Source organism: Pseudomonas sp. M2, from assembly GCF_015751845.1.
Taxonomy (GTDB): domain Bacteria; phylum Pseudomonadota; class Gammaproteobacteria; order Pseudomonadales; family Pseudomonadaceae; genus Aquipseudomonas; species Aquipseudomonas putida_E.
The window spans coordinates 5,414,281-5,436,557 of record NZ_JADOUD010000001.1 but is presented as its reverse complement, the minus strand read 5'-3'; the positions used below and the strand labels follow the sequence as shown (position 1 = coordinate 5,436,557).

Genomic DNA, 22,277 nt, shown 5'->3' with positions numbered 1-22,277 from the left:
AAACGAGCGCCGCCCGTGCGGCGCTCGATAGGCGGTAGGCTCCTACTGGCCGCCCTTCATCCGCCGTGCCACCGCATATATCCCCAACCCGACCAGCGCCGCAGCGGCGCCGATATAGCCGGTGCTGGTCCAGCCCAGCCCGGCACTGATGGCCATGCCGCCAAACCAAGGCCCCAGGGCATTGGCCAGGTTGAAGGCTGCATGGTTGGAAGCCGCTGCCAGGCTCGGCGCTTCGTGGGCGATGTCCATCAGGCGGATCTGCAAGGGGGCGGCCAGGGCGATCATGGTGCCGACCAGGCCGATGCCCAGCAGCAGTGTCCACAGCGAATGGGCAGCGATGGTGAAGAACAACAGCACGGCGGTCGACCACACCAGCACGATGCCCACGGCGCGGAACTGCAGCCGGTCGAACAGCTTGCCGCCGGCAATGTTGCCGATGATGCCGCCAATACCGAAGGCGGCCAGGCCAAAGGGGATCCACTGGGGAGCGACCTGAGTCACCTCCAGCATGGTCGGCGCCAGGTAGCTGAACACACAGAACATGCCGGCGAAACCGATCGAGGCGATGGCCAGCGCCATCCACACCTGCGGCAGGGTGAACGCTTGCAGCTCCTTGCGTGGGTCGCTGCGTGTTTCATCGCGCCGCTGCGGCACGTACTGCCAGACCAGCGCGATGGTGCACACAGCGATCAGGCCCACCAGCAAAAACGCCGAGCGCCAGCCGAAGTACTGCCCCAGCAAGGTCGCCACAGGGTTGCCCAGCAACATGGCCAGCGTGAGGCCCATCATGACCCGGGCCACGGCACCGGCGCGCTGGTTGCTCGGCACCATGCTCGAGGCAACCACCGCGGCAATGCCGAAGTACGCCCCATGGGGCAAGCCGCTGATAAAGCGGAAGGCCACCAGGCCTGCGAACGACGGGGCGAAGGCGGTAGCCAGGTTGCCGACGGCATACAGCGCCATCAACAAAAGCAGCATGTGCTTGCGCAGCAGCTTGGCGCCGAGAATGGCCAGCGCTGGTGCACCCACCACCACGCCCAGTGCGTAGGCGCTGATCGCATGGCCTACCTGCGGTTCGCTCAGTTGCAGGTTGCCGGCGATGTCCGGCATCAGCCCCATGATCGCGAATTCGCCGGTGCCAATGGCAAAACTGCCCAAGGCCATGGCGGCTTCCATCTTGCCGATTTCGCCTTTGGAGAGGGCGACCGGCGGTATTTCCTGAACTGACATTAGGGTCCCTATTGAAACATGCTGAAACGTTCAAGTCGGGATCATAGTCAATTCGCGCCCTGAGCGTCGAGGATGACGGCTTGCCGGATCAGTCCGTCATCTGCAGGTCGGGCAGCTTCACCCGGAAGGCGCGGGTCAGCCCCAGCAGGCAGACGAAGCCTGCGGCCATCCAGCACAGGCCGATGGTGAACGACATGCTCGACAGGCTGCTCCACAGCCACAGTGTGCTCAAAAAGCCCAGCGCCGGCAGCGCGCCATACAGCAGGCAGTTGCGTGTGCCACGCAGCTTCTGGTCGACCAGGTAATGCTTGAGCACCGCCAGGTTGACTGCCGAGAAGGCGAACAGCGCGCCGAAGCTGATCATGTTGGCGACGGTGTCCAGGGTGATGAACAGGGCGACCAGCGACAGGGTGCTGACCAGCATGATCGCCGTGGCCGGCACGCGCTTTTTCGTCACCAGGCGGCCAAAGGCCCGCGGCAATGCGCCGTCGCGGCCCATGGCGAACAGCACGCGGGACACGCTGGCCTGGGACACCATGGCCGAGGCGAAGCAGCCGGCCACGTAGGTGGCGGTAAAGCCGGTCACCAGCAGTTCGCCACCGACATGGCGCATCACATCCACCGAGGCGGAGTCCGGGTCAGCGAAAGATGTCCAATCGGGGAAAACCATCTGGGCGCAATACGACACCAGCAGAAACAGCAGGCCACCGATCACCGACACTGCCATGATGGCCTGCGGGATACGCCGGGTCGGGTCGCTGGTTTCCTCGGCCATGGTCGACACGGCGTCGAAGCCCAGAAAAGACAGGCACAGCACCGCAGCGCCGGCCATGATCAGCGGAACACTGAAGCCCTCATGGTGGAACGGTGCCAGCAATGACACCGGCGCGCTCTGGTCGCTGAGGTTGCGCACCGACAGCGCGACGAAGACGACGATGAACACCAGTTGCGCAACCACCAGTATCCAGTTGACCCGTGTGATCGACTCGATGCCGATCAGGTTGAGGAAGGTGACCAGGGCGATTGAGCCGAGCACCCACACCCAGGCAGGCACCGCCGGGAAGTACTCGGACATGTAGATGCCAATCAGCAGGTAGCTGAGCAAGGGCAGGAAGATGTAGTCGAGCAGCAGGGTCCAGCCGGCGATGAAACCGAAGTGGCTGCCGAAGGCTTTGCGGGTGTAGGTGTAGACCGAGCCGGAGTAGGGGTGGGCCTGGACCATGCGGCCGTAACTGTAGGCGGTGAGCAACATGGCGGCGAGGGTCAGCAGGTACGCGGTGGGCAGGTGCCCTTTGGTCATCTGGGTGACCAGCCCGTAGGTGGTGAATACGGCCAGGGGGACCATGTAGGCGAGGCCGAACAGCACCAGCGCGGTCATGCCCATGGATTTTCTGAAACGGCCTGAAGCGGTGGGGTGCGACGCAGGGTGGGGCGGATGGGCTGTATTTGTTGTTGTATGCATTGCTGACTCCTGGTTCTGGATGCAGGACGCCGCAATATGCGAGCAGGCTCGATACTGTTGATGGCGTTGGATCAGGGGCAGAGCTTGAGGTGGGACGTGGGAATGCTCCCACACTCGCGGCGCACCCGAAATCACCCTTTGGGGGGAGCCTGTACGGTACCCACACGCGGGTGACGCGCTAGGCCAGCAGGCTTTCCAGGTTGTGCAGGATCGAGGCTGCGTCGTAGGGCTTGCGCACCACCGGCACATGCTTCAAATGGTCGGGGATGTTCATGCTGTCGCCATAGCCGGTGGCGAACAGGAAGGGGATGCCCAGGCTTGTGAGCGCTTCGGCCACGGCAATGGAGGTGCCGGTGCCCAGGTTGATGTCCAGTACTGCGACATCCGGCGTGTGGCTGGCAATCAGCTTCAGGGCTTCGGCTTCGGAGCTTGCGGTGAGCACATCCTGCACCTGCGCATCGGCCAGAATCTGCTCAAGGCCAACCGCAATCACCAACTGGTCTTCGAGTATGAGCACACGCGCATTGACCAGGCTGCTGCAGTCTACCTGTGGCTGCTGTGCAACCGCCGGGGTATCGCTGGCGAGCTCTTCGGCCAGCGTCAGGTGCTTTGCCGGAATCCGGAAGAACCCTTGCAGGCCCTCTGGCCGGTATTCAAGGGTGCTGCTGCCACCGAGGTCGAACGGGATGCTTCGTTCGATCAGAACCGAGCCGAAACCGCTGCGCGTCGGTGCCCGTACGGTTGGCCCGCCGCTCTCGCGCCATGTGATGTCGCAGGCCCCGCCCGTGTCGACAACCCAGTTGACGGTCAACTTGCCGCCCGCCCTGGACAGGGCGCCGTACTTTGCCGCATTGGTCGCCAGCTCATGAAGCACCAGAGCCATCACCGAATAGGCGCGGGCATCGAGCAGCAGCCCGGGGCCCTTGAGCACCAGTGCATCGGCGCTGGTGCGGTACGGCGACAGCTCGGCCTCCAGCAAGCTGGCAAAACGGCCGCCACCGTCACCCCGGACCACCTGATCATGTGCCAGGGACAACGCCTGGATACGCCCCTTGAGCGTCGCCACATAACCACTGAGCGTCTGGTTTTCCGAGGTGGGGTGGGCGACCAGCGCACCGATGAGCGCAAGAATGTTCTTCACCCGGTGGTTGAGCTCCTCGTTGAGCATCCGCTGGCGAACATCCGCCCTGGAACGCTCATCGGCCAGCAGCTCACTGTTATGCAGCGCGACCTCGACCACCGCCGCACGGATGGCTTCGCCAAACTGGCGGTCTTGCTCGGACCAGGGCAGGCAGTGGTGGTGGACTGTCTGCTTCCACACGGCGAAGCTCTTGCGGGGGGTGAGGCGGTCACCCAGGGGGCCGTTCTCGTAGGTCTTGTTGGGGTCGCCGGCCCAATCCAGGGTTTCGATCACCTCCTTGCGAAACAGCATGAGGTAGTCCCGTGGGTGCTGCGACATCGGGATGATCAGTACCCCCGAGACCTCCGTGGCATAGTCCTGGGCTGCAGGGTGCGCCAGCGACAGGCAGTTCGACGCCCAAGTGCGGCCTTCGGCGACACCCTCGGCGAAGCTGAGCAGCCCGGGCACCGCCTGCCTTGGCGGCGTCAGCCCGGCTACGGTCCATTGGCCTTGCAACGACATGCCAATGCCATCGCAGGGTATGAGGGCCTGGAAGTCGCTCAGGCGAGCGCGCAGCAGTTCATCGATGGCCGTTGTGCGGTGAGCATCGTGCAGCAGGTTGTCCAGCACCTGCCGGGCGTGGGCAGCGGCCTCCAGGGTTTGCCTGGCCTGCAGTGTCTGGATATGCAGGGAAAAGAACTCGCCGAACATTTCTGCGGCCACCCGTTGGCCCATGCTCAGCGTGCGTGGTGCGTAATGGTGGCAGGCGATCAGCCCCCAAAGGGCACCGTCGACGATCACTGAAATGGACATGGATGCGCCCACGCCCATGTTGTTCAGGTATTCGCAGTGAATCGGTGAAACGCTGCGCAGGTGCGCGTAGGACAGGTCGAGCGGCTCGCCAGACAAATCCAGCACCGGCTCGAGCGGCACGGTCTTGAAGTTGGCGTCGGCAATCACCCTCACAGGGTTGCGCAAATACAGTGCACGGGCCTGCTGGGGAATATCCGATGCCGGAAAGTATTGCCCCAGAAAGCTTTCAAGCCCACTACGCCGGGCTTCGGCTACAACCTTGCCCGCGCCGTCGGCGCCGAGCTGATAGATCATCACGCGGTCGTAACCCAGCAGTGCACGAACACGCTTGGCGGTATCGGCCACAAGCCTGTCGGAGCGGTCGATCTCGCGCAACTGGGCGATGACCGTGCGCACCAGTTCGATCGGTTCGGCGATGCTCTGGCTGGCGGGCTCGAACTCGAGGATGACAGTGCCCTTGAACAGGTGGGCAGACACATCGAACGCCTGGCCTGAAGCCAGCGGCACGCCGAACGACAGCGCTGGCCTGGAAGCTTCCTTCACACGTGCCAGGGAGTTGCGAACCGTGTGGGCTGCCTCAATACCGATGATCGCCTCCAGTCGTTGACCATTGACGCCGCCTGCCACGCCGAGCATGTGGGGCGTATTTGCGGAGTGGCGCAGGACCAGGCTGGCTGAGGCGTCGCAAGCGAGCAGGCAGCCGTGTGGCTGAATGCTCCCCGGTATCTGGATCGGTTCGCGATCACAATTGGTCAAGTTGACGTGAGGTTGCAAGGTCATGGGTTCCCGCCGGCAGTGCATAGGCCGGCTGCCTGTGTGACCGCCGAGCATGTTCAAGCAAACGCAGTGTTTACAGTCGTATTCATGGGCGAGTCTAGCCTGCGCCTATGGCTTAGTCACCTTGGCGTCGTAGAGGTTTCGCGAGCTTTTGCCCAAATTGCCATCAGTGGGCACCGGTGCATTGGCGTGGATGCTCAGGCTTGAGCCAGGACGCCGGGGCGGGCCTACTTATGCCAGAAAGTGCGGTTCGTTGGGCGCATCATTGTGTGCATCCTGGCGGATGTCGAGGTATACGGCAGCTCCACATACGCCGACCAGGCCTACCGTGGCGATCACGATGTCACCCAGCAACATGCCAGCGAGCAGGGTCAACAAACTCAGCCTACAGAACAGCGCCATGGCCACCTCCTTGGCAGTTGGGTTGCGCAATGCCCCGTACCATACCGCCCAGGGCTCAGGGATGCAGCCTGGCCTGGCTGCCGTGGCACTCCTTGCGCCTGCTTTGGCAGAATGAGCGCCTTCGGGGCACAGCAGTGATGCTCCCATGTGATCCGGTATCCGGGTGGCCAACACGCCGATGCACATCATCACCGGGTGCTGCAGTTTTGCCATGAACCTTTGGTTCAGAAACCTTCCAGCACGACCTTGCCGCGGGCCTTACCGCTTTCGAGCAGGGCATGGGCGCGCCTGAGGTTGTCAGCGTTTATTGCACCGAAGTGCTCGCCTACGGTGGTTTTGAGCACACCCTCGTCGATCAGGGCCGATACGCGCTCGAGCAACTGATGCTGCTTGATCATGTCTTCGGTGGTGTAAAGCGAACGCGTGAACATCAGCTCCCAGTGCAGGGACAGTGACTTGCGTTTGAGCGGCACGACGTCAAGCTGTACGGGGTCATCGATCAGCGCAAGCTTGCCTTGCGGCCGCAGCACTTCCACCAGTTGCGCCAGGTAAGTGTCGGTGTGCGTCAGGCTGATCACGTAATCCACTGGCTCCAGCTTGAGTTCCGCCAGTTGTTGTGGAATCGAAACCGTGTGATCGATGACGTGGTGGGCGCCCAGTTCGCTGACCCATTGCTGGGTTTGCGGGCGGGAGGCCGTGCCGATCACGGTCAGTTGGGTGAGCTGCCTGGCCAGTTGCACCAGGATCGAGCCGACGCCGCCAGCGGCGCCAATGATCAGCAGGCTTTGCCCCTTGCCACCGTGCTGCTCGACGCCCAACCGGTCGAACAGCAGTTCCCAGGCGGTGATGGACGTCAGCGGCAAGGCTGCAGCGCTGGCATTGTCCAGGCTGCGGGGTTTGCGCCCGACGATGCGCTCATCCACCAGATGATACTCGCTGTAGCTGCCAGGGCGGTCGATGGCACCGGCATAGAACACCTCGTCACCTGGCTGGAACAGTGTCACGGCATTGCCCACCTCGCGCACGATACCTACCGCATCCCAGCCCAGCACCTGGGGTTGGTCGGCGCTGCGTGACGCGCGCACTTTGGTATCGACCGGGTTTACCGCAATGGCCTTGATTTCGACCAACAGATCACGGGCACCCGGGGTTAGGTTGGGCAGGTCTGCCTCATACAGCGACTGCGGGTCTTCAATCGGCAAACCGGGTTGGGTGAAAACAATGGCCTTCATTGCCATTACCTCGATAGGGAAGGAGTGCTGGTCAGGCTATCTGCATTGTGTTGAGTCAAAAACAGGGGAAATTGGATAAGACTTTCACTTTTCCAGTGAAAGTCAGGCGGGCCCCGCATGTTTCGGTCGGTGCGGATCAAAGCCTCTGCAGTGCCGGCGTTGGCTCACCGCAGAGTGACAGCACCCCTCGTTCTGGCGAGTTGAACATCGACTTGAGGTTGCTTTCGATATTGCGGCAAAAGTCTTCGGTGCGGATGCGGTGCTGGCTGTTGCCGAAAGGCGCCTGAAGGTCCGTGCCGATGCGCTCCATGGCCAGCAGCATGCAGCCCACGACCGTCGACACCACCGGTGTGAACCAGCCCAGGGACGGGACTAGGCTCAGCGGCATGATGATGCAGAACAGCGTGCCAAATAGTCTTGGGAAATACACATAAGGGTAGGGCAGCGGTGTATTGGCGATACGCTCCATGCCACCTTGCCAGTTCGAAAGGTCTACCAGCGTCGACTCGATGCGCGCCAGCCTGATGCTGTCCAGCCGGCCTTCGTTGAACTCGCGCGTGATCAGTTCTGCCGAACCGCTGAGAATGTCGTTGGGCAAATTGCTGGTTCCCGCCAGGCGGGCCCGTTCACTTTCAGTGAGCAAAGCGGCCAGCGCTTCAGGGTTCTTGTCACCGCCCAGGTGCATGCGCAGGGCATGCAGGTAAGCCACATGCCGCCGCATGAGTTGGGCTTTTACCGGGTTCAGGTCATGGGTATCGTCGATGAGGGTAAGTACCTGCCTGCCCAGGCTGCGGGAGCTGTTGACCATCGAGCCCCACAGTGTCCTGGCCTCCCACCAGCGATTGTACGCACTGGAGTTGCGAAAGCTGATAAGCACCACCAGCGCGGAACACAAGAGCGTCAGGGGCATCAGGGGCAGCTCAAGCCCGTAGCCTGTGACCAGCATGGCATCAAACGTAACAACTACGTCCCACAGCAATAACCAGAGCAGCGACCAGCCGACGTATGTCACCGTCCTGGCCAGGCATTTCCATTTCATATCCAGTGCATGGGTCATGGCAGAACTCCTTGTAAGCCCAAAAAGGCGGGGGAAAGCGCCTTTGCTGGGGACAGGTTAAGGTGCCAGACTTAATCGCAGCTTAATCTTGAGCCTAAGTATGGTGAGCCTTCCGGCGCTTGGCGCAGGTATGCGACCATGGCCGACAGTTGCCATTAAGAGACAGGTTATGGATCGCGAACGTCCTGGCATTTACAGCCCTACTGGCGCATCTGCAGCGCAGAGCCAGGAACATGCGTTTCCAACCAATACTGCCGAGCGATTGCAGCTGGCGCTCGATGCAGGCGCGATCATCGGCACCTGGTTATGGGATATCCCCAATAACCAGGTCACAGCCGATGAACGCTTCTCCCGATCCTTCGGGCTGCCCGCCGACAGGTGCATGGCGGGCATACCGATCGAAGAAGCGTTTGCCTCGATTCACCCGCACGACCAAGAGCGTGTCTGGGCCGACATCCAGCAAGCGATGGGCCGCGGTGGTGCGTTCAGGTGCGAATACCGGGTTAGACACGATGATGGCGGCTATCGATGGGTCGAGGCCAATGGCCGTGCACAGCTCGACCCACAAGGTGTGGCAGTGAGGTTCCCTGGCATACTCATGGATATCGAATCGCGCCGCTCGGCAGAGGCTGAGCGCGACAGGATGTCGGCCCTGCTGCGAACATTCACGGCAGCGGTGCCAGGGGTTGTCTATGCCAAGGACCTGGCAGGACGCATGCTGGTGGCCAATCATGGTGCCACGCAACTGATCGGCAAGCCGCCGGAGTTCTACCTGGGAAAGACCGATATCGAGTTCCTGGAGGACAAAGCCCAGGCTCGCCAGGTGATGGAAACAGATCAGCGCATCATGCATGGTGGGGTAGCCGAGCAGATCGAAGAGCAGGTGGACATGCCCGATGGCTCGGCAACTTACTGGCTTTCCATCAAGGCCCCGCTGTTGAGCGACACCGGAGAAGTCATGGGGCTGATCGGGTCCTCTATCGATGTAACGGCCCGGAAAAATGCTGAATCCAAGTTACTTGAGCTCAACCGCACGCTGGAAGCACGCATCGAGCAAGCCGTTGCCGAACGTGAAGCGGCGCAGGCGGCACTTCGTCAGTCACAAAAGATGGAAGCGGTCGGCCAGCTGACCGGGGGGATTGCCCACGACTTCAACAACCTCCTGGCAGGAATAACCGGCAGCCTCGACCTGATCAAGCTGCGCCTGAAACAGGGTCGAGTCGCCGATGTGGAGCGCTACTTGTCGGTGGCGCAGGGGGCGGCGCAGCGGGCTGCCTCGCTCACGCACAGGTTGCTGGCCTTCTCTCGTCGGCAGACGTTGCTGCCCGAGCATACAGATGTGAATACGTTGATCAGCGACATGGAAGAGCTGATTCGTCGGACGGTCGGCCCTTCGATTCACCTTCAGGTGGAATTGGGTGCCCAGGCAAGCACCTGCCTGGTTGACCCGGCGCAAGTCGAAAATGCGCTGCTCAATCTTTGTATCAATGCCCGTGATGCCGGTGGCAGCGAGATAGCCGTCACTACTTCAAACCAGTTTCTGCCGCAGGGGCCTGGGCTGGATCCAGAGCTCAACGCCGGAATGTTCCTGACCATTTGCGTGGCCGACGATGGTATCGGCATGAATGCCGAGACACTCAGCCGCGCATTCGAGCCCTTTTTCACGACCAAACCAGTTGGCGCAGGCACCGGGCTGGGCTTGTCGATGATCTATGGGTTCGCCAAGCAGTCCGGGGGCCAGGTCAAGATTGAATCGCAGGAGGGCGCCGGCACACGCGTCTTCCTTCAGTTACCCAGCCACGCCGCCCAGGTCGACAGGGAGGTGTGTGAGCAAACACCGGTCAAGGTGCCAACAGCGTTGTCCGGTGAAACGGTATTGGTGGTCGACGACGAGCCCTCGGTGCGCATGTTTGTCAGCGAAACCCTGGGCAGCTGTGGTTACGTAGTGATTGAAGCCGCTGACAGCTTGGCGGGCCTGCAACTGCTGCGCTCGGATACCCGTATCGACCTTTTGGTTACGGACATTGGCTTGCCGGGCGGTATTGACGGTCGGCAGATGGCGCAGACCGGCCGCCTTTGCAGGCCTGGGTTGCCGGTGTTGTTCATGACCGGGTATGCGCAGCCGAATGTGCTGAGCGACACGCCGATGGAGGCGAATACGGCAGTGCTCACAAAACCGTTCGCGCTCGACGCGCTGACACTGAACGTGAATGTTTTGCTGAAACAGACAGGCCGGTAGTTCTGCACTCGGGCAAACCAGGCTGAGTTATTTTCCCATGCCGACTTTTCTTGCCCGGGTTGTGCGCTAGTCTGATCACGCAGATGTAGGTGAATGGGATGTCACAAGAGTTCAAGGGGTAACACCAGTCAGCCAAACGATTTGGGGCCGCTCTGCGGCCCATCGCCGGCAAGCCAGCTCCTACATGTATAACGCAGACCTCAAGAACTGCGCGCTCCGGGTGGGAGCTGGCTTGCCAGCGATGGGCTGCGTAGCAGCCCTGATAACCCTGACTGACTGGCATTGCGCCCAACGGGCCGTTTTGAGCATTGACCGTGGAGCTTAAGGATGGGGCGTTGCAACGAAGGGAAAGGCGCGTTTTGGTATTTTGGTATTGGCTGGTGTTTGGCTGTTGTGATCACGCTGTTGCTCGGCCCGAACGCGATAGCGTTTGCCGCTGAAAGCCCTGGCCAGTTGCCGGGGCCTGCAAAGGAAACCGAAGGCTATGTGGCGACCGCTACATGCCTTGGCTGCCACACCACGCAGGCCCAGGCCTGGAAAGATTCGGACCACGGCTGGGCCATGCGCGAGGCTACCGAGGCCAACGTGCTGGGCAATTTCAAGGACGCCGCCTTCGATGAGGCTGGAGTAAAGGCCCGCTTCTTTCGCAACGCAGACGGTTTTTTCGTCAATACCGAGGGTGAGGATGGGCAGCCGGCAGACTTCCAGATCCTCTACACCTTCGGCCACTACCCGTTGCAACAGTACCTTGTGGCGCTGCCCAGAGGGCGCCTGCAGGCTCTGACCATCGCCTGGGACAGCCGGGCACAGGGCGAGGGCGGGCAGCGCTGGTTCTCACTCTATCCAGGGCAACGTTTTGCCCCCGACGACCCCTTGCACTGGACCGGCCGCTATCAGAACTGGAACGGCATGTGCGCTGATTGCCATTCCACGCAGCTGCTCAAACAATACGACGATCGTCAGGACAGCTTCGCCACCACCTGGAAAGAGCAGAATGTCGGCTGCCAGAGCTGTCACGGGCCGGGGCAGGCGCATGTCGCCTGGGCGAAGCAGGCCGCGCCGGGCGACCATGCCCAAGCGTCTGCCAAGGACATGGGCCTTGCGGTGGACTACAAGGCATTGGGCAGCCAGGGCCAGGTCGAACAGTGCGCATTCTGCCATAGCCGCCGGCAAACGCTGGGCGTTGGCCAGCTGCCCGGCCACCCGCAGCTTGACCAGAGTTTGCCGGCCACCTTGCGCACCGGCCTCTATCATGCCGATGGGCAGATTGACGGTGAGGTATACGAGTTCGGCTCGTTCACCCAAAGCAAGATGTACGCCGCCGGGGTGGGGTGCACCGATTGCCACAACCCGCACACCAACAAGGTGAGGGTCGAAGGCAACGGCCTGTGCCTGCAATGCCACAACGGCAATCCACCGGTGGCGCGCTTCGCCTCCCTGCAAGCCAAGGACTACGACACGCCGGCTCACCATCATCACGCGCCAGGCAGCCCTGGCGCACAGTGCGTGAGCTGCCACATGCCGACCAAGACCTACATGGTGGTCGACCCACGGCGCGACCACAGCCTGCGCATCCCGCGGCCGGACCTGGCAAGCAAGGTCGACAGCCCCGATGCCTGCACCGCCTGCCACACGGACCAGCAACCGGCCTGGGCGGCCAAGGCCATCGAGGGGTGGTTTGGCGAGCCGCGTCGGCCGGTGCTGTTTGGCGAGGCTTTCCAGGCGGTACGTAATGGCGACGGCATCCCGTTGAGCCTGTTGGGCACGGTGCTGGCCGACAAGGGCAAGCCAGCCATCGTGCGCGCCACTGCTGCCGAACAGATGGCCGACCTCGGCCCACAGGCTCTAATCAGTCTGGGCTGGGCGTTGAAAGACCCGAGCCCGCTGGTGCGTGCCTACGCGGTGTCGGGGTTTGTCAGCGTGCCTGCGGAGCAGCGCCTCAAGCCGCTGTTGCCATTGCTTGAAGACCCCGCCCTGGCGGTACGCGATGAGGCCGTCCGGGCGTTGGCCGATGTGCCTAAGGCGCAGGTGCCTGCCCAGTCTCTGGACGCGTTCAGCACTGCTCTGGCCGACTATGAGACGCGCCTGCGTGGCAATGCGGACCTGCCCGGCGGGCGCTTGAACCTGGCGGTGCTGCTGAGCAGGCAGGGGCGGCAGGGCGAAGCCATGGACCAATACCGGCAGGCTTTGAGGCTGGACCCGTACTTTGTGCCTGCGCGCGTCAACCTGGCCAACCTTGCAACGGGCGAAAATCAGCTGGATGAAGCGGAAAAGGTCCTGCGCGCAGGCGTGGCACTGGACAAGATGCCGGCCACCGATCGGGGCAACCTGGCTTACATGCTGGCCTTGCTGCTGGTGGAGCGACGCCAGCCCGAAGAGGCGCTGGGCTGGATGGAAACCGCGGCTGTCGCGCTGCCGGGCAACACGCGCATTCGCTACAACCAAGGCCTGTTGCTGTCACGCATGAACCGTCGGGATGAAGCGTTGGTGGCTTTGGAACGGGGCCTTGAGCAGGCACCGGACAACGCCGACCTGCTGTACTCGCTGATCTACCTGCATGCCTTGGCCGGTGAGCGCAGTGAGGCCTACGCCTATGTGCAGCGCATGCGCAAAGTGGCCCCCGATGACCCGCGCCTGCAAGGCATCGAGCCCTATTGGCAAAAATATGAAAGTACCAACTGAACTGGCGCGGGCGCCGCAAGCGTCTAGCTTTACCTCGTCACCTGCAGCAGTTGCAAACATCCAGGGGCCTCCTGCCGAGACCCCGACTGACTAGGATCGGATCAGTGGATATACGTGAGCAGATAGCAGCGCTTGAAGCCAGTGTGGCGCAAAGCGTACTGGGCCAGGCAGATACCATCCGCCATGTGATCCTCGGCTTGCTGGCCAACGGTCACGTATTGCTGGAGAGCCTGCCGGGGCTGGCCAAGACGCGCACGGTCAAGGCCTTGGCCACGCATCTGGAAGCCAGCATGCGGCGCATCCAGTTCACCCCCGACCTGCTGCCATCGGACATCACCGGTGGCGAGATTCTGCAGCAGACCGCGCAGGGCAACGAAATCAAGTTTCAGCCCGGGCCGTTGTTCGGCAACGTGATTCTTGCCGACGAAATCAACCGCGCACCGGCCAAGGTCCAGGCTGCATTGCTGGAGGCCATGGAAGAACGCCAGATCACCGTGGCCGGGCAGAGCTACCCGATGTCCGGGCTGTTCATGGTGCTGGCAACCCAGAACCCGATCGAGCAAGAGGGCACGTACCCGTTGCCCGAGGCGCAGATGGACCGGTTTCTGATGAAACTGCAACTGGACTATCCCAAAGTCGAGGACGAGACCCAGGTGCTGCGCCTGGTGCGCAACGAAGAACAGCAGGCCGGCCGCCCGCATCAGGCGCCTGAGCGCCTGGCCCAGGAGGTGGTGTTCGCGGCGCGCAGCGCTATTGCTGGCATACAGGTAGCGCCTGCGCTCGACCGTTACCTGATCGACCTGATCAATGCCACACGCCACCCCGCTGAGCATGACCCTGACCTGGCGCGCTGGATCAAGATCGGCGCCAGCCCGCGTGGCGGCATCAGCCTGGACCGGGTGGCCCGGGCCCATGCCTGGCTGGCAGGGCAAGACTTCGTCACCCCTGATGACGTGCGTGCGGTGGTGCACCCGGTGTTGCGCCACCGCCTGCAACTTTCTTACGACGCGGTGGCCGATGGTATTGGCCCCGACCAGGTGATCGACCGGTTGCTGGACACAGTGGCGATCCCGGCCTGAACGGAGCAAGCCGATGCAACCGACCCAGGACGGCTTCGTCCATGCCTCGCTCAGCCAGTTGATGGCGTTCGAACACCACGCACGCGGCTTGAGTTTCGTTGCCCGCCAACCGCTGGCAAGCATCCTGGCGGGCAACCATGCTTCGCGCCTGCGTGGCCGGGGCTTGAGCTTCGACGAGCTGCGCCGGTATATCCCGGGTGACGACCTGCGCCATCTGGACTGGCGTGCGTCGTTGCGTTACGGCAAGCCGTTCGTGCGCACCTTCACCGAAGAGCGCGATCGGCCAACGCTGCTGCTGGTCGATCAACGCATGAGCATGTATTTCGGTTCACAGCGCAGCTTCAAGTCGGTCACCGCCGCAGAGCTTGCGGCGTTGTCGGCATGGATTGCCCTGCAGGCCGGTGACCGGGTAGGCGGGCTGGTGTTCGATGATCAGCAGGTGGTGCACATCAAGCCGTTGCGCAGCCGCGCACGGGTACAAGCACTTTGCGCGGCCGTGGTGCGCAGCAACAACCGCCTTAGCGCAGATGGCCCGGACAGCGAGCATGAGGGGCAACTTGACAACATGCTACGCACGGCCATCGGCATCGCTGGGCATGATGCCCTGGTCTGCATCATCAGTGACTTTGCCGGGGTGTCGGAGCAGACCTTGAAGCTGCTGCGACAGTTGAGTGCGCACAATGATGTGATCGCCATGCAGGTGTACGACCCTATCGCGCTCGACGTGCCGGACAAAGGGCGGTTGAGCGTGACCCAGGGTGAAATGCAAGTCGAGCTTGAAGTCGGGCGCCGCCAGGTGCACCGGCCATTGGGCGATTTCCTCTCCGGGCGCCTGCAGGCAGTGGCCCAGTTGCTGCGCCGCAGCCAGATCCCCCTGATGATGATCAGTACCGGCGAAGAGGTGCTGGGCCAGGTGCGACGCGAACTGGGGCGGCTGTCCGGAGGTGCCCGATGAGTGTTCGGCCGCCGCCTCCCGCCATCGACCAGCTCAAGGAGCTGCCACTGCCGGTGCCGCCGTTCAGTTATACCCCGCAAACCTGGGGCTGGGCGGTAGTGCTGGCGATCGTGTTGGTGGCCGGGCTGGTCTGTGCCGCCTATGCCTGGCGCCGTTGGCAGCGCAACCGTTATCGGCGTGAAGCGTTGCTGCGGCTGGACGCACTCGTGGCGGCACTCAACACCCCCGAGCAGCGCTTGCCGGCCCTGCGTGAGTTGCCGGAACTGCTCAAGCGGGTTGCGCTTTCCATGCCTGATGCGCCGCCGGTGCAAAGCCTGTCAGGCCAGCATTGGCAGGGCTTTCTTCAGCACAGGGCACGTTTTGCCTTGCCGGTGCAGTTTGCCGCGCAACTGCACACCTTGGCCTATGCACCTGACCTGCAGGTGCAAGCGATTGACGATCAAGAACTCAGCACCTTGGTGCACACCTGCAGGCGCTGGATCGAGGTGCATCATGTGGCAGTTTGACTACCTCTGGGTGTTTTTGCTGCTGCCCTTGCCCTGGCTGGCCTACCGTTTCATGCGGCCTTATCGCGAAGCGCACAGCGCACTGCGGGTGCCGTTTTTCTTCGCCATGAGCCGTGCCGTGAACCAGTTGCCGGGCACCTCGCGAAGGTCGGGCGGGCGCTGGCAGGCGCTCATGAACCTGCTGGTATGGGGCCTTCTGGTGGCGGCCTGCGCGCGGCCGGTGCTGGTGGAGAAGGCTATCGAGCATAATCAGCCGATCCGCGACATGCTGCTGGCGATCGATATTTCTCAATCCATGCAGGCCAAGGACTTCACCGATGCCAATGGCCGGCAGGTGGACCGGTTGACGGCAGTCAAAGCGGTGGTGCGCGACTTCATCGCGCAGCGCAAGCAAGACCGCATTGGCCTGATCGTCTTTGGCACCGGTGCCTACCCGCAGGCACCCTTGACCCTGGACCACGCCAGCCTGTCGCTGCTGCTGGATGAGGTCGGGGTCGGTATGGCCGGGCCGAATACCGCGATCGGTGATGCCATTGGCCTTGCCATCAAGCTGCTGGACCAGGCCAAGGAGCAGGAAAAGGTGATGGTGCTGCTCAGCGATGGCAATGACACCGGCAGCGCGATCACGCCCGAGCACGCGGCGGCCTTGGCCCGAGAACGGGATATCGTGGTACATACCATCGGTATCGGCGATCCGCAGGCCAGCGGTGAAGACAAAGTCGACCTGCAGGCGCTTGAAGGCATCGCGCGCACCACCGGTGGCAGGTTCTTCCGTGCCGATGACCGGGGCGCGCTGGCCCAGGTATATGCCACGCTCGACCGGATAACCCCGCACACGGTCAAGACCTTCAGCCATCAGCCCAAGCGTGACCTGTTCTGGTGGCCGCTGGGCGCCGCCCTGCTGTTGCTGGCCCTGAGCCACAGCCTGGCTGCGATAGCCAGCACTGTGCGGGCGCGGCCTGCGCAGGGGAGGCTGTGACATGGACATCGACCTCAGTGCATTGCATCTGCTGCGGCCATACTGGTTATTGCTGTTGATTCCGGCGGCGCTGTTGCCTTGGGCCTGGCAGCGGCGCCATGACCTGAAACGGCAATTGCAAGGCGTCATCGCCCCGCACCTGGTGCAGCATTTGATCATCACGCCTGAACAACGCCAGCGCGTGCGGCCTGTGCATTTGCTGGCAACACTGCTTGGCCTGGGCGCCTTGGCCGCTGCCGGGCCGACATGGCAGCGGGATATCCCGGCGTTCGTCGACAACCGTGCGCCGTTGATTCTTGCGCTGGACCTGTCGCCGTCGATGGACGCCGACGATGTCCCGCCGAGCCGTCTGCAAGCGGCCAAGCACACCCTGCACGACCTGGTGATGCGCAGGGCGGGTGCGCGCACGGCGCTGATCGCCTATGCCGGCAGCGCGCACCTGGTACTGCCGGCTACCGAAGACCCGCACTTGCTCGACACGTTCTTGCAGGCGCTGAGCACTGATTTGATTGCCAAGCCCGGCAAGGACGTGGCGGGGGTGATCGAGGTAGCCAAACGCTTGCTGGCGGCCGAGCAGGTACCCGGCACGCTGGTATTGCTCACCGATGGCGCTGATGCAGGGCAATTGCCAGTGCTTGCGGACGCGCTCAAGGGCAGCGACCTGCAGGTGATGGTGTTGGCAGTCGGCAGCCACGACAGCGGTGTGCTGCACGACGCCCAGGGCCGTGCCCGAATTGCCGCCGACGGGCGCCCGCTGCAGGCCGATTTCGACCAGGATGGCTTGCGCCAGTTAGCCAAGGCTGTCAGCGCCCCGTTGGGTAGCCTGACCTTGAATGACGATGACCTGGACTGGATCGAACTGCATGCGCAGCAGCATTTTCAGGCGGCCCAGGGCGACCCGCAGCAGGTGCACTGGAAGGACGCCGGGTACTGGCTGTGCTGGCCACTTGCACTGATTGCACTGTTGTGCCTGCGCCGTGGCTGGCAGGTGCACTGGATGGCCACTGTGCTGCTGGTGCTGCTGTTGGGCACTCAGCCGCAAACGGCGCGGGCCGGGCCTGTTGCCGATGCGTTCTTCACCCCTGACCAGCAGGGGCGCTGGGCCTTTGAGCATGGTCATTACCCGCAGGCTGCCGCGCACTTCAGCGACCCTTACTGGAAAGGCCTGGCCGCCTACAGCGCCGCCGACTATGACGTTGCCTTGGCCAGCCTGGGCAAGCTCGACACCGCACAGGCGTTTTTCTACCGGGGCAACATCTACGTGCGCCAGTTCAAGTTTCCCCAGGCGGTCCAGGCGTATGAGCAGGCATTGAAACGGCAGCCGACGTTTGCCGAGGCCAGTGCCAATCTTGCGTTGGCACAGGCGCTGCTCAAGGACTACGAAGATCAGCAAAAGGCGGGCACGCCGGACGAAAAAGCCGACAAGGTGGTGGAGGACCAGACACCCTCCACAGGCGCCAAGCAGAAGCAGCAACTTACCCCGCAGGCGGCGTCAGATCAGGTTTGGCTTAATAACCTGAGCACCTCGCCGGCACAGTTCCTGCGACGCAAGTTCCTGCTTCAGGATGCTTCACGGCAAACCGCGGAGGGCACACCATGAGGCGCTTGCTGTTGCTGCTCCCACTCTGCCTGCCATTGCTCGCGGTGGCAGCACCCGAGGCGCGGGTGCAGGCTCGCCTGGTGCCGGCCGGCGACACGGTGGTGGGCGCCACGCTCGAGTTGCAGGTCGACCTGCTGGTCGACACCTGGTTCACCCAGCCGGCGGTGCTGCCGGCCATTGGGTTGCCGGGTGCCGCAGTGAGCGCGCCTGGCGGCGAAGCGCAGCATTTGAACGAGCAACTCGATGGCAAGACCTTCTTCGGCCTGCGTTATACCTACCAGATCACCCCGCAAACGGCACAAGCCTTCACGCTGCCTGCTCAAACTTTTCAGGTATTCCCGGGCCAGTCGGACACGCCGGTCACGCTCACCAGCGAGCCGCTGGCATTCGTTGCCAAGGCCTTGTCCGGTGACGCTACCGTGCACCGCCTTGTCGCGCGCAAGGTCAGCCTTGAGCAACAGACGCAGCTGTCGCATTCACCGTTGCGTGCAGGTGACAGCATTACCCGCCGAGTGCTGACGCGTGCCGAGGGCGCCCAGGCGATGCTGATACCGCCGCCGCCATTGGTGGAGATCGAGGGCCTCAAACGCTACGTGCAAACCCCCCGTATTGCGCCGATCAGTGATGGCAGAGGGGGCTCGAACGGTGGCCAGCGTGAAGACAGTGTGAGCTATGTGGTAGCCGCCGCAGGTGACTACCAGCTGCCCGCGATCGAGCTGCAGTGGTGGGACGCTGCGACCGGTGAGCCCAGGCGAGCGACGCTGCCCGCGATCGATGTCACCGTCATTGACGGCGGCTACAAAGCACCGTTTTCCATCGATCAGGACCTGCGCGCGCTCGGCCGCGAGGCACAGTTGCGCCTGCCCGGCCACTGGCTGTGGGCAGTGGGTTTGCTGGTACTTGGCGTGGGCCTGAGCTATTTCGCACGGCCTTGGCTGCAGGTGGCATGGCGGCATTTCAAGGGCTGGCAAGCCGCGCGGCGCGAGGCGCGGTTGCAGTCGGCGGATTACGCCTGGCAACTGGCCCGCGATCAGCTTGCAGAAGACCCACCTCAACTGGGTGGCCTGTACTTGTGGGTTCGGCGTGTTACGGGGCAGCGCACGATGTCAGAATTTTCCTCAATTTTGCCGTCCTCAATGCGAATACGTCTACTAGACTGGCTCCAGAACCGCTACGGCAAGGTCAGTGAAGGCCACCAGGCCACGCCATTGCTGAGCCCGGCTCTGCCAGCGCTGCGGCGCGTGGTCGTGAGTGAACGGCAAGTCCGTCATCGCAAGGGTTTGAAACCACTCAACCCATGAGCATTTGGGCTGAACAGGGTAGGCAGCACCGAGGAGGGATACTTCATGCTCGACCTGCAACGCACACGCTGGTGGATTACGCTGTTGCTCCTGCTGCCCTTGGCGGTGCAGGCCGCGAACCCGTTGCCCTCCTGGCGCGAAGGCACTTCACGCCAGGCCATCGAAGCCTTCGTCACCGCCGTGACCACCGAGGGCAGCAAGGATTATGTGCCTGAGGCCGAGCGCATTGCCGTCTTCGACAATGACGGCACCCTGTGGAGCGAACAGCCGCTGTATTTCGAAGTGCTGTTCGCCCTCGATGAGGTCAAAAGGCTGGCCCCGCAACACCCGGAGTGGGCCACCCAACAACCGTTCAAGGCGGTGCTGGAGGGCGACCAGAAGGCCCTCACTGACAGCGGTATGGATGGCATTCTGAAGATCGTTGCTGCTACCCATGCCGGGGTCAGTACCGAAAACTTCATCGCCAACTCCCGGCGTTGGCTGGCAACGGCCGTGCACCCTCGCAGCCACAAGCCGTACACCGAAATGGTCTTCCAACCCATGCTCGAACTTCTGCAGTACCTGCGGGCGAACGGCTTCAGGACTTATATCGTGTCGGGCGGTGAAGTGGCCTTCATGCGTGCTTTCGCTCAAGAGGTCTACGGCGTGCCGCCCGAGCAGGTGATCGGCACCACACTCGATGCCCGCTTCATCGATGACAACGGCAAGCTGTCCATTGAGCGGCTGCCCAAGCTGCTGCACAACGACGATGGCCCGGGCAAACCGGTGAGCATCGACGCCCGCATCGGTCGCCGTCCGATATTTGCCTTCGGCAATTCCGACGGCGACCTGCAGATGCTGCAGTGGACCATGGCCGGTGACGGCAAGCGCTTTGCCGGCCTGGTCCACCACACCGACGCAACACGCGAATGGGCTTATGACCGTGACAGCCAGATAGGGCGCCTGGACAAGGCCCTTGACGCTGCCAGGGCCGGTAACTGGACCGTGGTCGACATGGCCCGGGAATGGCAGCGCATCTACCCATTCGATAGCAACCAGGCTCAGTGACAAAGAAACCGCAGGGGCACAGGGACCAGCCGAGCAGTAGGTCGAACGTGCACGTAGTCGTGGCACATGCCAGCAAACGTGATACGGAGAGATCGCCTAATGAAGTCCAGCAGAAGATGGATAACCACATTCGCACTAGCCGCCACAGCGGCGATGGGCGTGTGTACGGCCAATGCCGCGGAAAAACCCAACATCCTGGTGATATTCGGTGACGACATCGGCCAGACCAACATCAGCGCCTATGGCAAAGGGGTAGTCGGTTACCAGACGCCGAACATCGACCGCATCGGTAAAGAAGGCATGATGTTTACCGACTATTACGCAGAGAACAGCTGCACCGCCGGCCGGTCGAGCTTCATTACCGGCCAGACGCCTTTGCGCACCGGGCTGTCCAAGGTGGGCATGCCGGGCGTGCCGGTGGGCCTGCAGGACCGTGATGTAACTATCGCTCAGGCGTTGAAGGCGCAAGGTTATGCCACCGGCCAGTTCGGCAAGAACCACCTGGGTGACCGCGACGAATACTTGCCTACCAACCACGGTTTCGATGAGTTTTTCGGCAACCTCTACCACCTCAATGCCGAAGAGGAGCCAGAGCGGCCATTCTGGCCCAAGGATGACCCGGACTTCGTCAAGGCCGCCTCACCACGTGGGGTGATCAAGTCCAGTGCGGACGGCAAGATCGAGGACACCGGTGCCTTGACCCGCAAACGCATGGAGACCATCGACGATGAAACCACCCAGGCGGCGATCAATTTCATCGACAAGCAGGTCAAGGCCGACAAACCGTTCTTTGTCTGGATGAACACCACACGCATGCATGCCTTCACCCATGTGCGTGAATCGATGAAAGGCCAGAGCGGGATGATCGGCAATGAATACGCCGACGGCATGCTCGAGCACGATGGCGATGTGGGCAAACTGTTGAAGACCCTGGACGACCTGAAGGTTACCGACAACACCATCGTGGTCTACACCACCGACAACGGGCCAAACCAGTGGTCGTGGCCGGACGCGGCAACCACGCCGTTCCGCAACGAGAAAAACTCCAACTGGGAGGGCGCCTATCGCGTGCCGGCGATGATTCGCTGGCCAGGCAAGGTCCAACCCGGGACGATCTCCACCCAGATGTTCTCCGGGCTGGACTGGTTCCCGACACTGCTGGCAGCAGCAGGCGATACAGGCATCAAGGACCGCCTGCTCAAGGGCACCGATGTGGGAGGCAAGAACTTCAAGGTTCACCTCGACGGCTACAACCAGCTCGATTACCTGACGGGCAAAACCGACAAGAGCGCGCGTAAAGAGTTCTACTACTTCAACGATGACGGTGTACTGGTTTCCATGCGCTTTGCAGACTGGAAACTGGTGTTCTGCGAGCAGCGGGCACCCGGTGGGCTGCAGGTCTGGAGCGAACCGTTCACCTGCCTGCGTGTGCCCAAGATGTTCAACCTGCGTATGGACCCTTACGAGCGTGCTGATATCGTCTCGGACCAGTACTACGATTGGCTGACCAAGAACGACTATCTGATCTTCCAAGGTACCCGCAAGGCTGCAGCGTTCCTGCAGACGTTCGTGGAATACCCGCCTAGCCAGCGTCCGGCGAGCTTCAGCATCGACCAGATCCGTGCTGACGTGGACAAGAAAATCGAAGAGAAAATGAAGAAGTAACGGCAATGCCCCGCGCCCGCCCTTGGCGGGCGCATTCTTTCCTATCCATTGCGGACCGGGTTTCAGGTCCGCTAAGGCTTATCGATGCCAGCAGCTGTGAACTCCGCTCGCGCTCATGCCCCTGAAACCAC

General features: G+C 62.4%; 16 protein-coding genes. 10 read left to right on the top strand and 6 right to left on the bottom strand.

Annotated features, from left to right (window positions below; genetic code table 11):
- Positions 1-42: 42 nt before the first annotated feature.
- The 6 genes from IWW33_RS25150 to IWW33_RS25125 all read right to left on the bottom strand — a co-directional run bounded on the left by IWW33_RS25150 (position 43) and on the right by IWW33_RS25125 (position 8,093).
- Positions 43-1,230 carry an MFS transporter gene (locus IWW33_RS25150; protein ID WP_174141357.1) on the bottom strand — a complete coding sequence of 396 codons (1,188 nt, stop codon included), beginning with the start codon at positions 1,228-1,230 and terminating at the stop codon, positions 43-45.
- Between the two features lie 88 nt (positions 1,231-1,318).
- Entirely contained in the window at positions 1,319-2,692 is a 1,374-nt protein-coding gene (locus tag IWW33_RS25145) for an APC family permease (RefSeq protein WP_119688991.1), read from the bottom strand.
- 178 nt (positions 2,693-2,870) lie between these two features.
- Positions 2,871-5,405, bottom strand: a complete 2,535-nt coding sequence (locus IWW33_RS25140; RefSeq protein ID WP_115274941.1) for an HWE histidine kinase domain-containing protein — start codon at positions 5,403-5,405, stop codon at positions 2,871-2,873.
- 228 nt (positions 5,406-5,633) lie between these two features.
- Positions 5,634-5,804, bottom strand: a complete 171-nt coding sequence (locus IWW33_RS25135; protein ID WP_174141356.1) for a hypothetical protein — start codon at positions 5,802-5,804, stop codon at positions 5,634-5,636.
- Positions 5,805-6,028: 224 nt separating this feature from the next.
- On the bottom strand, positions 6,029-7,036 hold the full coding sequence (locus IWW33_RS25130; protein ID WP_196914420.1) for a zinc-binding alcohol dehydrogenase family protein: 1,008 nt from the start codon (positions 7,034-7,036) through the stop codon (positions 6,029-6,031).
- 136 nt (positions 7,037-7,172) lie between these two features.
- A complete protein-coding gene (locus tag IWW33_RS25125) occupies positions 7,173-8,093 on the bottom strand; it encodes a bestrophin family ion channel (protein WP_174141354.1) in 921 nt (306 codons plus the stop codon).
- Between the two features lie 169 nt (positions 8,094-8,262).
- On the opposite strand from IWW33_RS25125, the gene IWW33_RS25120 reads away from it, so the two are divergent.
- From IWW33_RS25120 to IWW33_RS25075, 10 genes are all read left to right on the top strand, one after another.
- Entirely contained in the window at positions 8,263-10,332 is a 2,070-nt protein-coding gene (locus IWW33_RS25120) for a PAS domain-containing sensor histidine kinase (protein ID WP_115274938.1), read from the top strand.
- A 327-nt stretch (positions 10,333-10,659) separates the two neighbouring features.
- Positions 10,660-13,014, top strand: coding sequence for a tetratricopeptide repeat protein (locus IWW33_RS25115; protein ID WP_174141353.1), 2,355 nt, complete (start codon positions 10,660-10,662; stop codon positions 13,012-13,014).
- 104 nt (positions 13,015-13,118) lie between these two features.
- The gene (locus IWW33_RS25110; RefSeq protein WP_119688995.1) at positions 13,119-14,093 is read left to right on the top strand and encodes a MoxR family ATPase; all 975 of its coding nucleotides are present in this window, start codon (positions 13,119-13,121) and stop codon (positions 14,091-14,093) included.
- 13 nt (positions 14,094-14,106) lie between these two features.
- On the top strand, positions 14,107-15,048 hold the full coding sequence (locus tag IWW33_RS25105; protein ID WP_161870905.1) for a DUF58 domain-containing protein: 942 nt from the start codon (positions 14,107-14,109) through the stop codon (positions 15,046-15,048).
- A complete protein-coding gene (locus tag IWW33_RS25100) occupies positions 15,045-15,554 on the top strand; it encodes a DUF4381 domain-containing protein (protein ID WP_174141352.1) in 510 nt (169 codons plus the stop codon). Before IWW33_RS25105 ends, IWW33_RS25100 begins: the two co-directional genes overlap by 4 nt.
- Complete coding sequence (locus IWW33_RS25095; RefSeq protein ID WP_174141351.1) at positions 15,541-16,533, top strand: VWA domain-containing protein; 993 nt, start codon at positions 15,541-15,543, stop codon at positions 16,531-16,533. Before IWW33_RS25100 ends, IWW33_RS25095 begins: the two co-directional genes overlap by 14 nt.
- Before the next feature lies 1 nt (position 16,534).
- Complete coding sequence (locus IWW33_RS25090) at positions 16,535-18,133, top strand: VWA domain-containing protein (RefSeq protein WP_196914419.1); 1,599 nt, start codon at positions 16,535-16,537, stop codon at positions 18,131-18,133.
- Positions 18,130-19,434 carry a BatD family protein gene (locus IWW33_RS25085; protein WP_174141349.1) on the top strand — a complete coding sequence of 435 codons (1,305 nt, stop codon included), beginning with the start codon at positions 18,130-18,132 and terminating at the stop codon, positions 19,432-19,434. Before IWW33_RS25090 ends, IWW33_RS25085 begins: the two co-directional genes overlap by 4 nt.
- Before the next feature lie 45 nt (positions 19,435-19,479).
- Positions 19,480-20,481, top strand: coding sequence for an HAD family hydrolase (locus IWW33_RS25080; RefSeq protein ID WP_174141348.1), 1,002 nt, complete (start codon positions 19,480-19,482; stop codon positions 20,479-20,481).
- Between the two features lie 99 nt (positions 20,482-20,580).
- Positions 20,581-22,146, top strand: a complete 1,566-nt coding sequence (locus IWW33_RS25075) for an arylsulfatase (RefSeq protein ID WP_115274929.1) — start codon at positions 20,581-20,583, stop codon at positions 22,144-22,146.
- The last annotated feature ends 131 nt before the right edge of the window (positions 22,147-22,277 follow it).